At 66.6% G+C, this 12,194-nt stretch carries 11 protein-coding genes; 10 read left to right on the top strand and 1 reads right to left on the bottom strand.

Annotated elements, in window-relative coordinates:
- The first annotated feature begins 45 nt into the window (after window positions 1–45).
- From V9K97_RS06975 to accD, 6 genes are all read left to right on the top strand, one after another.
- Window positions 46–2,778, top strand: a complete 2,733-nt coding sequence (locus V9K97_RS06975; protein WP_443302793.1) for a FimV/HubP family polar landmark protein — start codon at window positions 46–48, stop codon at window positions 2,776–2,778.
- A 27-nt stretch (window positions 2,779–2,805) separates the two neighbouring features.
- Window positions 2,806–3,618 (top strand): tRNA pseudouridine(38-40) synthase TruA, encoded by an 813-nt coding sequence (gene truA / locus V9K97_RS06970; protein ID WP_337317191.1) that lies wholly within the window; start codon window positions 2,806–2,808, stop codon window positions 3,616–3,618.
- A complete protein-coding gene (locus V9K97_RS06965; RefSeq protein ID WP_337317189.1) occupies window positions 3,615–4,310 on the top strand; it encodes a phosphoribosylanthranilate isomerase in 696 nt (231 codons plus the stop codon). The genes truA and V9K97_RS06965 overlap by 4 nt, the downstream gene beginning before the upstream one ends.
- A 49-nt stretch (window positions 4,311–4,359) precedes the next feature.
- Window positions 4,360–5,646, top strand: a complete 1,287-nt coding sequence (gene trpB, locus V9K97_RS06960; RefSeq protein ID WP_126745769.1) for a tryptophan synthase subunit beta — start codon at window positions 4,360–4,362, stop codon at window positions 5,644–5,646.
- On the top strand, window positions 5,646–6,491 hold the full coding sequence (gene trpA / locus V9K97_RS06955; protein WP_337317188.1) for a tryptophan synthase subunit alpha: 846 nt from the start codon (window positions 5,646–5,648) through the stop codon (window positions 6,489–6,491). The genes trpB and trpA overlap by 1 nt, the downstream gene beginning before the upstream one ends.
- Before the next feature lie 64 nt (window positions 6,492–6,555).
- The gene (gene accD / locus V9K97_RS06950) at window positions 6,556–7,428 is read left to right on the top strand and encodes an acetyl-CoA carboxylase, carboxyltransferase subunit beta (RefSeq protein ID WP_126745767.1); all 873 of its coding nucleotides are present in this window, start codon (window positions 6,556–6,558) and stop codon (window positions 7,426–7,428) included.
- A gap of 22 nt (window positions 7,429–7,450) precedes the next feature.
- Here the strand turns inward: accD and V9K97_RS06945 are convergent, their stop codons facing one another.
- Entirely contained in the window at window positions 7,451–8,008 is a 558-nt protein-coding gene (locus tag V9K97_RS06945) for a YggT family protein (protein WP_258508309.1), read from the bottom strand.
- Between the two features lie 49 nt (window positions 8,009–8,057).
- Between V9K97_RS06945 and V9K97_RS06940 the strand changes: the two genes are divergently transcribed.
- The 4 genes from V9K97_RS06940 to V9K97_RS06925 all read left to right on the top strand — a co-directional run bounded on the left by V9K97_RS06940 (window position 8,058) and on the right by V9K97_RS06925 (window position 12,192).
- Window positions 8,058–8,705, top strand: coding sequence for an LON peptidase substrate-binding domain-containing protein (locus V9K97_RS06940; RefSeq protein WP_337317186.1), 648 nt, complete (start codon window positions 8,058–8,060; stop codon window positions 8,703–8,705).
- Window positions 8,706–8,828: 123 nt separating this feature from the next.
- The gene (lysS, locus tag V9K97_RS06935; RefSeq protein WP_337317185.1) at window positions 8,829–10,391 is read left to right on the top strand and encodes a lysine--tRNA ligase; all 1,563 of its coding nucleotides are present in this window, start codon (window positions 8,829–8,831) and stop codon (window positions 10,389–10,391) included.
- Between the two features lie 2 nt (window positions 10,392–10,393).
- Window positions 10,394–11,656, top strand: a complete 1,263-nt coding sequence (locus V9K97_RS06930) for an Hsp70 family protein (RefSeq protein ID WP_337317183.1) — start codon at window positions 10,394–10,396, stop codon at window positions 11,654–11,656.
- Complete coding sequence (locus tag V9K97_RS06925; RefSeq protein ID WP_337317181.1) at window positions 11,653–12,192, top strand: M48 metallopeptidase family protein; 540 nt, start codon at window positions 11,653–11,655, stop codon at window positions 12,190–12,192. Before V9K97_RS06930 ends, V9K97_RS06925 begins: the two co-directional genes overlap by 4 nt.
- The last annotated feature ends 2 nt before the right edge of the window (window positions 12,193–12,194 follow it).

The following is a 12,194-nucleotide window of genomic DNA, read 5'->3' as shown; positions in this document are numbered from 1 at the left end:
TCTCTGCCTTTGAAAGGTCTCCGCCTTTCCGTCCTCGGTGCCGCCATGGCGGTTGCCTTGGGCGTTGCGAGCACCGATGCGAGCGCTTTTGCACTGGGCCAACTGAAGGTGCAATCGGCACTGGGCGAACCCCTTCGCGCTGAAATCGACGTAACCGAAATGGCGGCCGCCGAAGCGGACAGCCTGAAGATCAACGTTGCCAGCGCCGACGCCTTCAAGAACGCGGGCGTTCCGTACAACGCGGCCTTGAGCGACGTGAAAGCGACGCTGCAGCGCCGCGCCGGCGGCCAGTACGTGGTGCGCCTCACGGGTACCCGTCCGCTCAACGACCCCTTCATCGACCTGTTGCTCGAAGCCAACGGCTCGTCGGGCCGCATGGTGCGCGACTACACGGTGCTGCTCGACCCGCCCGTGACGCGCCAGGCAGCGCCGAGCGCACCGATTTCTCCTTCTACGCCGCAGATCGGCACGGCCCCGGCAGAACGCTCGGGCCAGGCAGCAGCCCGCACGCGCCGCGAGCGCGCGCCTGTCGCGCCCGTCACCGCACCGCCGGCCGCCGCGCCCGCGCCTGCTGCGCCGGCTGCCCCAGCCCCCAGCGCCGCGGCGCCGATTCGTCCGACAAGCGGCGAGCAGGTCACGGTGCAGCGCGGCGACACCGCCAGCAAGATCGCCGGAGCCCACAAGTCCGCCGACGTCTCGCTCGACCAGATGCTGGTGGCGCTCCTGCTCTCCAACCCCGATGCGTTCATCGGCGGCAACGTCAACCGCATCAAGGCCGGCGCGGTGCTCGACCTGCCGAGTGCAGCCGAGGCCGGTGCCATTCTTCCCGCGGAAGCGAAGCGCACCATCACCGCGCAAAGCCGCGACTTCGGCGCCTACCGCCAGCGCCTGGCAGAGAACGCGCCCACCGCCAACGTGGCCGCTGCCAGCCGCAATGCGTCGGGCAAGGTGCAAGCCAATGTCGAAGACCGCAACGCCACCGCAAGCGCACCCGACAAGCTGACGATCTCCCAAGGCAGCGCGGCTGCCCGTGCGGCCGACGAGAAGGTCGCGCAGGCACGACAGGCGCAGGAAAGCAACAACCGCGTTGCGGAGCTTTCCAAGAACATCAACGACCTGGCCAAGCTCAAGGCGGCCACCGGTTCGGCCGCTCCCGCCACGGGCGCGGCGCCCGCACCGGCCCCGGCTACGCCGGGCATTCCGGTTCCCAATCCGGGCGTAGCCGCCACGGCATCGCCGACGGCGGCCAGCCCGGCGCCAGCGCCCGCTGCGGCTGCGGCGCCTGTCGCTCCCGCGGCTCCGGCTGCAGCGCCTGCTGCTCCAGCTGCAGCGCCCGCCACAGCACCGGCCGCTGCTTCGGCCCCGGCAGAAGCTTCCGCGCCCGTCGCGGCAGCAACGCCCGCAACCGCTCCCACCGCCGCGGCCCCTGACGCCAACGCGTCGGCTGAAACCATGCCCGGCGCTCCCGCGGCTGCCGCCAGCGCCGCCGCACCTGCACCGGCGCCCAAGCCGGTGGTCAAGGCAGCCCCGCCGCCGCCCCCGGTCGAGCGCAGCTTCCTCGACGAGTTGATGGAGAACCCGCTGATGCTGGCCGGCGCGGCGCTGATCGCGCTGCTGATCGGCTTCCTGCTCTACCGCGTGCTGGGCCGCCGGCGCGAGGAAATGAGCGAAAGCGTGTTCCTCGAAAGCCGCATTCCCAAAGACTCGTTCTTCGGCGCAAGCGGCGGCGAATCGGTCGACACCAAGCACCGCGGCGATTCCACGGTTTCGTCGCTGTCGTACTCGCCGAGCCAGCTCGACGCGGGCGATGTCGACCCCGTGGCCGAGGCCGACGTGTACCTTGCCTATGGCCGCGACCTGCAGGCCGAGGAAATCCTCCGCGAAGCGCTGCGCGTCAATCCGGACCGCACGGCCATTCATCTCAAGCTGCTCGAAATCCACGCCAAGCGCCGCGACGTCCGGGCCTATGAAGGCCTGGCGACCGAAGTGCACAAGCTGACCAACGGCACCGGTTCCGACTGGAACCGCGTGGTCGAAATGGGCAAGGACCTCGATCCGGGCAATCCGCTGTACGAGTCGGGCACGGCCCGGGGCGGCGTGAGCGCGGCCGAAAGCGCCGCATTTGCCGGCGCCCTGGCCACCGCGGCCAAGCCTGCTGCCGCAACGCCTCCGGCCGCAGCGCCCGCTCCCGTGGCAGCTGCTGTCGCCGCGCCGGCCTTCGTGCCGTCCGTCGCACCGCTGGACTTCGACCTGGACCTGAGCCAGCCGGCCGCACTCGCACCGAGCCCCGCTCCGGTGAGCGCCAGCCTGCCGAAGACGGCCTACGCGCCCGCCGCATCCGCTCCCCTGTCCAACGGACATGCGCATGCACCGGCACCGGTCGACCTCGAAAACGATTTCGACACCGCTCCTGGCGCGCTGGCTCCGATCAGCCGCCCCGCGGGACTGAACGACGCCGACGACAACACCCGCCCGGCAACGCTGCGCAGCGGCAACAACCTTCCTGCGGATTCGGGCTTCATCGAATTCGACATGAGCGCACTGGCCGGCCTTCCCGCCCGCCCGGTGGCCGGCACCGCCGAAGCAACCCGCCCCGCAGCAGCCATGCCGCAGGACGACGGCGACGACAGCCCCCACGCGGTCAAGCTGTCGCTGGCCCGCGAGCTGCAGGCCATCGGCGACGTCGAAGGCGCCCGCTCGCTGGTGGAAGAAGTCGAAGCCGAAAGCGCCGGCGATCTCAAGTCGCAGGCAAGGCAACTGCTCGCCGAGCTGCGCTGAGCGGCGTTTTCCCCTCTTCCTGAATTCGTGAGGCTGGCGCTAGGCATCCGCTACAACGGCCAGGCATACGAGGGCTGGCAAAGCCAGCGCTCGGGCCGCACGGTTCAAGACAAGCTGGAAGCGGCGCTCGGCAAATTCGCCGCGCAGCCCATCGGCACGCTGTGCGCCGGGCGCACCGACGCCGGCGTGCATGCGCTGATGCAGGTGGTGCACTTCGACACCGACGTCGAACGCGAGCCTTTCTCGTGGATGCGCGGCACCAACCGCTACCTGCCCGACGACATTGCCGTGCAGTGGGCGCATCCGGTGCCCGACGAGTTCCATTGCCGCGCCAGCGCCCTGGCCCGCCGCTACCTTTACGTGCTCTCGCAATCGCCCGTGCGGCCCAGCCTCGACTCGGGCCGGGTCGGCTGGTCGATGCATGCGCTCGACGGCGACGCCATGCGCGCGGCCGCCGCCCTGCTGGTGGGCAAGCACGACTTCAGCTCTTTTCGCGCCTCGGCCTGCCAGGCGCGCTCACCGGTGAAGGACCTGCGGCGCATCGAGATCACGCGCCATGGCGAAGGAGACCGCTGCCGCTGGCACTTCGAGTTCGAAGCCGATGCCTTCCTGCACCACATGATCCGCAATTTGATGGGCTGCCTGGTGCGCATCGGCCGCGGCGACGAGCGACCCGAATGGATCACGGAAGTGCTCGAGGCGCGCAGCCGCAAGGTGGCGGCGCCCACCTTCTCCGCCGACGGGTTGTACTTTCTGGGGCCTTTGTACGACGCCAAGTGGGGTCTGCCGGCCGAGGCCACGCTGCAGGCCGGCGGTGCTCCTTATGATGGGCCGCCATGACGTCGCCTCGCACCCGCATCAAGATCTGTGGCCTCACGCGTGAAGCCGATGTGGATGCCGCGGTCGACGCGGGCGCAGATGCGGTCGGCTTCGTGCTCTATCCCAAGAGCCCCCGCGCCGTAACGGCCGCTCGCGCCGCGGAACTGGCTTCGCGCCTCCCTCCCTTCATCACGCCGGTGCTGCTGTTCGTCAACGAGGCTGCTCCTGAAACCGCAGCATCCCTCGCACGCGTGAGAGGGTCGATCGCGCAGTTTCATGGCGAGGAAACGCCGGAACAATGCGAAGAAGCCACCGGCCAGGGCCGCTTTCGCTACATGCGCGCCGCCCGTATTCCGCTGGGGGCTGCCGGAGCGGGCTTCGACCTCGTAAAATACGCTTCCGATTACTCCCACGCCCAGGCCATCCTGCTCGACGCCCATGTCGAAGGTTATGGCGGTGGCGGCAAGGCATTCGATTGGTCACTTCTTCCACCCGCCGTCGACGCTCACCTCGTCTTGAGTGGTGGGCTCACACCTGCAAACGTGAGCGATGGCATTCGCATCCTGCGGACGCGCTGCAAGACGCTGTCCGTTGATGTGAGCTCGGGCGTCGAAATCGACGGCCCGGGAAACAAGGGCCTGAAGGACGCCGAAAAAATCCGGCAATTCGTCGCCGCCGTGAGAGCGGCGGACGCCTCGTCCTTCTCCAGTTAGCCGCCGCACCCGATCGTGATTTCGGGCTGCGGCCCAACGATCGAGAACCATGCAAAGCCAATTTCAGGACTACCAGCAACCCGACGCCACCGGCCATTTCGGCAACTACGGCGGCACCTTCGCGAGCGAAACGCTCACCCACGCGATCAACGAACTGCGCGATGCGTACGCCAGGTTCAAGGACGATCCGGCGTTTCTGGCCGAATTCCACTACGAGCTGAAGCACTTCGTCGGCCGGCCCTCCCCCATCTACCACGCGGCCCGCACCAGCCGTGAAATGGGCGGCGCGCAGATCTACCTGAAGCGCGAAGACCTCAACCACACCGGCGCGCACAAGATCAACAACGTGATCGGCCAGGCGATGCTCGCGCGGCGCATGGGCAAGCCCCGAGTCATCGCCGAAACCGGCGCAGGCCAGCACGGCGTGGCCACGGCCACGATCTGCGCGCGCTACGGGCTCGAATGCGTGGTCTACATGGGCAGCCAGGACGTAAAGCGCCAGAGCCCCAACGTCTACCGCATGAACCTGCTCGGCGCCACGGTGGTGCCCGTCGAATCGGGCAGCAAGACACTGAAGGACGCGCTCAACGAAGCCATGCGCGACTGGGTAACCAACGTGGAAAACACGTTCTACATCATCGGCACCGTGGCCGGCCCGCACCCCTACCCAACGATGGTGCGCGACTTCCAGAGCGTGATCGGCACCGAATGCATCGAGCAGATGCCCGCCATGCTCGCGGCCGACGGCATTACCGGAGAGGCCGAGGGCAAGCAGCCCGACGTGGTGGTCGCTTGCGTGGGCGGCGGCAGCAATGCGATCGGCATCTTCCATCCCTACATTCCGTTTGCCGGCACCCGGCTCATCGGCGTCGAAGCGGCCGGCGAAGGCCTGGACAGCGGCAAGCACGCGGCATCGATCCTGCGCGGCAGCCCGGGCGTGCTGCACGGCAACCGCACCTACCTGCTGCAGAACGAAGACGGCCAGATCACCGAAACCCACAGCATCAGCGCCGGTCTCGATTACCCGGGCGTGGGCCCCGAGCATGCGCACCTGGCCGACATCGGCCGCGCGGAATACGTGGGCATTACCGACACCGAAGCGCTCGAAGCTTTTCACTACCTGTGCCGCACCGAGGGCATCATTCCGGCCCTCGAATCGAGCCACGCCGTGGCCTACGCGATGAAGCTCGCCAAGACCATGCGGCCGGACCAATCGATTCTGGTCAACCTCTCGGGCCGCGGCGACAAGGACATCGGCACCGTGGCCGACCTGTCGGGCGTCGACTTCTACGACCGGCCCTCGATGCGCGGCCTGAGCGTGAAGGGAGGCAAGTGATGAGCCGCATTGCCGCCACCTTCGCCGCGCTGAAAAAAGACGGCCGCCGCGCGCTGATTCCCTACGTTACCGCCGGCTTTCCCTTTGCCGACATCACCCCCGAGCTGATGCACGGCATGGTCGAAGCCGGCGCCGACGTGATCGAGCTGGGCGTGCCGTTCTCCGACCCCATGGCCGACGGCCCGGTGATCCAGAAAGCCGGCGAAGCGGCGCTGGCGTTGGGCGTCGGCATGAAGCAGGTGCTGGCCATTGTCACTGCCTTCCGCCAGAAGGACACCACCACGCCCGTGGTGCTGATGGGCTACGCCAATCCGGTCGAGCGCTATGACCTTGTGCACGGCAAGAAGGCCTTCATCCGCGATGCATCCGCCGCGGGCGTCGACGGGCTGCTGGTGGTCGACTACCCGCCCGAGGAATGCGAAGACTTTGCCGCGGAGCTCAAGGCGGCCAGCATCGACCTGATCTTTCTGCTGGCCCCCACCAGCACCAACGAGCGCATGGCGCAGGTCGCGCGCATTGCGAGCGGCTATGTCTACTACGTCTCGCTCAAGGGCGTGACAGGCGCCGGCCACCTCGACACCGAGGCTGTCGGCCAGATGATTCCGCGCATTCGCGAGCATGTGAACATTCCCGTCGGCGTGGGCTTCGGCATTCGCGACGCGCGCACCGCCCAGGCGGTGGGATCGGCCGCCGATGCGGTCGTGATCGGCACCAAGATCATCCAGCTGATCGACGGACAGCCGCGTGAAAAGGTCGTGCCCACGGTACGCGAATTTCTCGCCGGAATCCGAGAGGCGCTGGACGCCTTGCCAGCCGCTACCCCCAAGAACGCGGCTGGCAGATAATCGCCGCTGCCCTCACCCAGCCCCTTTTCCGCATTGCGGAAGAGGGGAGCTAATTCGGAGTCCTATGAGCTGGCTTGAAAAACTGCTACCCGCCAAGATCGCACAAACCGACCCGTCGGAGCGCCGCCAGGTGCCCGAGGGCCTGTGGATCAAATGCCCCGCCTGCGAGACCGTTCTCTACAAGACCGATCTCGAGCACAACCAGAATGTCTGCCCTAGCTGCAGCCATCACCACCGCATCGGCGCCCGCGCACGGCTCGACGCCTTCCTCGACGCGGAAGGCCGCTATGAACTCGGCCAGGAAGTGCTCCCCGTCGACGCGCTGAAGTTCAAGGACAGCCGCCGGTACCCCGAGCGGCTCAAGGAAGCGCTCGAGAACACCGGAGAAACCGACGCGCTGGTCGTCATGGGCGGCTCGGTCCACAGCATCAGCGTGGTCGTGGCCTGCTTCGAATTCGAATTCATGGGCGGCAGCATGGGCAGTGTGGTCGGCGAGCGCTTCGTGCGCGGTGTCGAAACGGCCATCGAGCAGAAGGTGCCGTTCATCTGCTTCACCGCCACCGGCGGCGCACGCATGCAGGAAGGCCTGCTGTCGCTGATGCAAATGGCCAAGACCAACGCGGCGCTCACGCGTCTTGCGAAGAAGGGCCTGCCCTACATCAGCGTGCTGACAGACCCGACCATGGGCGGCGTTTCGGCCGGCTTCGCTTTCGTAGGCGACGTGGTCATTGCGGAGCCCAAGGCGCTGATCGGCTTTGCTGGCCCGCGCGTGATCGAATCGACCGTGCGCGTGACGCTGCCTGAAGGCTTCCAGCGCGCGGAGTTCCTGCAGACCAAGGGCGCCATCGACTTCATCAGCGACCGCCGCGAACTGCGCAAGACCATTGCGAGCACGCTCGCGATGCTGCTGCGTCAGCCGGCCGACGCGGTCATCTGACAAGAATCCTGCCGGAAGGGCCTCAGCCCAGCCGGTAGGCCCAGACCAGCAGGTTGCCCAGCACGATGGCAATCACCTGCAGCACCACGATGGCGGCCAGGGGCGACAGGTCCACGCCGCCAATCAGCGGAATGAAACGCCTGAAGGGCCGCACCAGCGGTTCGGCCAATCGCGAGATGAGGTCGAGCAGCATCGGTGACGCGCCCGGTATCCACGACAGCACGGCATAGACCACCAGCAGCGCGGTAAGGCCCGACACCGCGAGCTGCATCAGCCCCACCAGCGACACCAGCGGCAAGGCCGCGATGCGCCCCAGGTTGCCGATCAGCAGCCACAGAATCAGAAACTTCACGATCACCAGCAGCCAGGCCGCAATGGCGCTTGCCAGGTCCCAGCGCTTGACCGAGGGCACGATGCGGCGCAGCGGCAGCACGATCCAGTCGGTAATCGCAAACACGAAGCGCCCGAGCGGATTGCCGAAAGGCACCCGGTGGTACTGCATGTAAAGGCGCAGCAGGCAGGCGCCGCCGAGCAGGCCGACGATCACGTCGAGAAGAAACGAGGGGATCTGGTAGAGCATGGGGCAGGGTCGTGAGCGGAATGCGATGATAGCCATGCAAGGTTCTTCGATGACGACACAGCCCCTTTTGCATTCACTGCCATTGTTCCCGCTCGGTACGGTTCTGTTCCCGGGCGGCGTGCTTCCACTGCGTATTTTCGAGGTACGTTATCTCGACATGGTCGGCAAATGCCGCAAGGCCGATGCACCGTTCGGCGTGGTCAGCCTCACGAGCGGCAGCGAAGTGCGCAAGGCAGGTGCCGATGCGGAAAGCTTTGCGGCCGTCGGCACGCTGGCCGTCATTCGCGAATTCGAATCACCGCAAAGCGGCCTGCTCCAGATCGAATGCGTCGGCACGCAGCGGTTTCGGGTTCGCCGGACCGAGCTGCAGAAATACGGCTTGTGGGTGGCCGAAGTCGAGGCAGTGATTGCAGACACCGCCATCGAAATTCCCGACGACCTGCAGCACACCGCCACCGCGTTGCGGCGCCTTGTCGACACGCTCGAAGAACGCCGCCGCGCGCAGGGCGCCGAGGCCGTGCGACTGCCCATCGGCGAGCCCTACGAGTTCAACGATTGCGGCTGGGTTGCCAACCGCTGGTGCGAACTGGTGCCCATGCAACTCGAACTGCGGCAACGGCTCATGGAGCTCGAGAGCCCGCTGATGCGGCTCGAACTGGTCAGCGATCTGCTCGCGCGCGCGGGCATCACTGAATAGTTTGCTACTTTTTTCATAGCGTATCGCACAGGATTGGCGGGCACTGGAGGCCGGTTCCATTCGAACCCTATCGGCTAAAATGGCGGGTTGCGCACGCTCCCGTTGCGCCCTCCTCCGCTTTCCATGTCCGACCACCTGATCCCTTCCATTCCCACGCCCGCTGCGGCTCCGGCTTCTGCACCCGCCGTCGACGACAACCAGCTCATCGCCGAACGCCGCGAAAAGCTCAAGCTGATGCGTACTGCGCAGGCCGAGGGCAAGGGCGTCGCGTTTCCGAATGACTTCAAGCCGGGTCATCGTGCGGCTGCGCTGATCGAGGCGCACGGCGCCACCGAGGCCGAAGCACTCGAAGCGCAGGCAGTCTCCGTGAGCGTGGCGGGCCGCATGATGCTCAAGCGCGTGATGGGCAAGGCCAGCTTTGCGACGCTGCAAGATGCCACGAGCCGCATCCAGCTCTACGTGACGCGCGACGCCATCGGCGAAGAGGCGTACGCCGAGTTCAAGCGCTGGGACCTGGGCGACATCGTCGGCGCCGAAGGCACGCTCATGAAGACCAAGACCGGCGAGCTCTCGGTCAAGGTGACCAAGCTGCGCCTGCTCACCAAGAGCCTGCGTCCGCTGCCCGACAAGTTCCACGGCATGGCCGACCAGGAGCAGAAGTACCGCCAGCGTTACGTCGACCTGATCACCGACGAATCGGCGCGCGTGCGCTTCACCGCTCGCAGCAAGGCCGTGAGCGCGCTGCGCGAGTTCATGGTGGACAACGACTTCCTCGAAGTCGAAACGCCCATGCTGCATCCGATTCCGGGGGGCGCCAATGCCAAGCCCTTCAAGACGCATCACAACGCGCTCGACCAGGAGATGTTCCTGCGCATTGCGCCCGAGCTGTACCTCAAGCGCCTGATCGTCGGCGGCTTCGAGCGCGTGTTCGAAATCAACCGGAGCTACCGCAACGAAGGCATCTCGGTGCGGCACAACCCCGAGTTCACCATGATGGAGTTCTACGCGGCCTACTGGAACTACCGCGACCTGATGGACTTCACCGAAACGCTGATCCGCACCATTGCCGACAAGGCCGTGGGCACGCAGCAGCTCACCTACCAGGGCAAGCCGGTCGACCTGACGCAGCCCTTCGAGCGCCTGACGATCCGCGAAGCCATCCTCAAGTACACGGACGCCGGTACCGGCGTCGATGACAGCACCTGGCTCATCAACGCCCTGCGGAAGATCGGCCTGAGCGAAGAGAAGGACAAGCTCTCGCAGCGCAGCTTGGCCAGCCTGCAGGTGATGTACTTCGAAGAGACCGTGGAAGAGAAGCTCTGGCAGCCGACCTTCATCATGGAGCACCCCACCGAGATCTCGCCGCTGGCGCGCGCCAACGACGAGCGGCCCGAGGTCACCGAGCGCTTCGAGCTCTACATCACGGGCCGCGAGTTCGGTAACGGCTTCAGCGAGCTCAACGACGCCGAAGACCAGGCCGCCCGTTTCAACGCGCAGGTGGCCGCGAAGGACAGCGGCGACGACGAAGCCATGTACTACGACCACGACTTTGTGCGCGCGCTCGAATACGGCATGCCGCCCACCGGCGGCTGCGGCATCGGCATCGACCGGCTGATGATGCTGCTGACGGATTCGCCGAGCATCCGCGACGTGATCCTGTTCCCGGCGCTGCGCAGGGAATCTTGAGCGTGAAGTTACCGTCGTCGCTGCCGACGATCGGCATCGACTTCGGCACCTCCAATTCCGCCGTGGCCTGCCGGGTCGACGGCGTGGCCCGCCTGTTGCCCATCGAAGGTGCGGCCACCACCTTGCCCACCGCAATCTTCTTCAACGCCGAAGACCGCACCACGCACTTCGGCCGCGATGCCGTTGCGCTCTATCTTGCGGGCGTCGAAGGCCGCCTGATGCGTTCGCTGAAGAGCTTGCTCGGCAGCGCGCTGATGCAGGAGAAAACGGCCATCTACGACGGGCTGGTGAGCTTCGAGGACATCATCGCGCGCTTTCTGCGCGAACTCGCCGTGCGGGCGGGCCGTGAACTGGGCCGGGTGCCCGAGCGTGTCGTCATCGGCCGGCCGGTTCATTTCGTGGACGACGATTCCAAGCGCGACGAACGCGCGGAAGAAAGCCTGCGCCATGCGGCCCGTGCGGCGGGGTTTCGCGACATCGCTTTTCAGCTCGAACCCATTGCGGCGGCCTTCGACTACGAACAGCGCATCACGAAGGAGTCGCTGGTGCTGATCGTCGACGTGGGCGGCGGCACCTCCGACTTCACCGTGGTGCGGGTCGGTCCTGACCGCGCCGCGCGTGAAGACCGCAGCGACGACGTGCTGGCGACCAGTGGCGTGCACATCGGCGGCACCGACTTCGACCAGCGCCTGAACCTCGACCGCGTCATGCCGGAATTCGGCTTTCGCCATACGGGGCCGCAGGGGCGTGAAGTACCGAGCAAGGTGTTCTTCGAACTCTCCTCCTGGCACCTGATCAACTGGTTGTATGCCGCCAAGGCGGTACGGCAGGCAAAAGACCTGCGCACGAGCTACAGCGACACGCGGCTGCACGACCGGCTGATGGCAGTGCTCGAAGAACGGCACGGACACCGCATCGCCAGCGAAGTGGAGCAGGCGAAGATCGACACCTCCGTGAACGATGCGGCCACGGCCATCGACCTCTCGTGCGCCGAACCGGGTCTGGCCGCGTCGCTCTCGCCAGCCGACATGGGCCAGCAACTCTCGCCACTGCTCGAAGGCGTGATTGCCTGCGCGCACGCCTGCGTCAAACGCGCCGGGCTGCGCAGCGGCGATCTCGACGCCATCTACCTGACCGGCGGCTCTTCGGCCCTGCGGCCATTCCAGCAGGCCTTGCGCAAGAGCTTCGCCGGCGTGACGCTCGTCGAAGGCGACCTGTTCGGCGGCGTGGCCACCGGGCTCGCCTGCGCCGGCTCGGCTGCATGAAGTATCTCGCGGGGTATCCGCCCACGCTGCTGGCCCAGGTCCGGCAGCTGGTCGACACCGACGGACTCGCGCCGTTGCTGCGCAGCCGCTATCCCGGCCCCATGCACGAGGTGCAGACGGACCGCGCGCTCTATGAGTATGTGAGCGAGCTCAAGAGCGATTTCATGCGCAAGGCGCCGCCGCTCTCCAAGGTGGCATTCGACAGCAAGCTGCATGTGATCCGCAATGCGCTCGGCACGCACACCACGGTTTCACGCGTGCAAGGCAGCAAGCTCAAGACCAAGCGCGAAATTCGCGTGGCGACCCTGTTCAAGGAGGTGCCGCTCGAGTGGCTGCGCATGATCGTGGTCCACGAGCTCGCGCACATGAAGGAGCGGGACCACGACAAGAGCTTCTATGCGCTGTGCGAGCACATGGAGCCGAGTTACCACCGGCTGGAATTCGATGTCCGGCTGTACCTGACGCACTTGGATTCGGGCGGCGAGCGCCTGTGGACGAACTCGCCGCCGCCTCCGGTTGGAGGCAAGGCCCCGTAACC

It is taken from the genome of Variovorax sp. CCNWLW186 (assembly GCF_037203865.1).
Taxonomy (GTDB): Bacteria; Pseudomonadota; Gammaproteobacteria; order Burkholderiales; family Burkholderiaceae_C; genus Variovorax.
This window is presented reverse-complemented; position numbering and strand designations above follow the sequence as displayed.

Excerpts from the sequence above, each read along its gene's own strand:
- V9K97_RS06965 (WP_337317189.1), top strand. The coding sequence starts at position 3,615 with ATGACGTCGCCTCGCACCCGCATCAAGATCTGTGGCCTCACGCGTGAA.
- trpB (WP_126745769.1), top strand. The coding sequence starts at position 4,360 with ATGCAAAGCCAATTTCAGGACTACCAGCAACCCGACGCCACCGGCCAT.
- accD (WP_126745767.1), top strand. The coding sequence starts at position 6,556 with ATGAGCTGGCTTGAAAAACTGCTACCCGCCAAGATCGCACAAACCGAC.
- V9K97_RS06940 (WP_337317186.1), top strand. The coding sequence starts at position 8,058 with ATGACGACACAGCCCCTTTTGCATTCACTGCCATTGTTCCCGCTCGGT.
- lysS (WP_337317185.1), top strand. The coding sequence starts at position 8,829 with ATGTCCGACCACCTGATCCCTTCCATTCCCACGCCCGCTGCGGCTCCG.
- trpA (WP_337317188.1), top strand. The coding sequence starts at position 5,646 with ATGAGCCGCATTGCCGCCACCTTCGCCGCGCTGAAAAAAGACGGCCGC.
- V9K97_RS06975 (WP_443302793.1), top strand. The coding sequence starts at position 46 with ATGGCGGTTGCCTTGGGCGTTGCGAGCACCGATGCGAGCGCTTTTGCA.
- V9K97_RS06925 (WP_337317181.1), top strand. The coding sequence starts at position 11,653 with ATGAAGTATCTCGCGGGGTATCCGCCCACGCTGCTGGCCCAGGTCCGG.
- V9K97_RS06945 (WP_258508309.1), bottom strand. The coding sequence starts at position 8,008 with ATGCTCTACCAGATCCCCTCGTTTCTTCTCGACGTGATCGTCGGCCTG.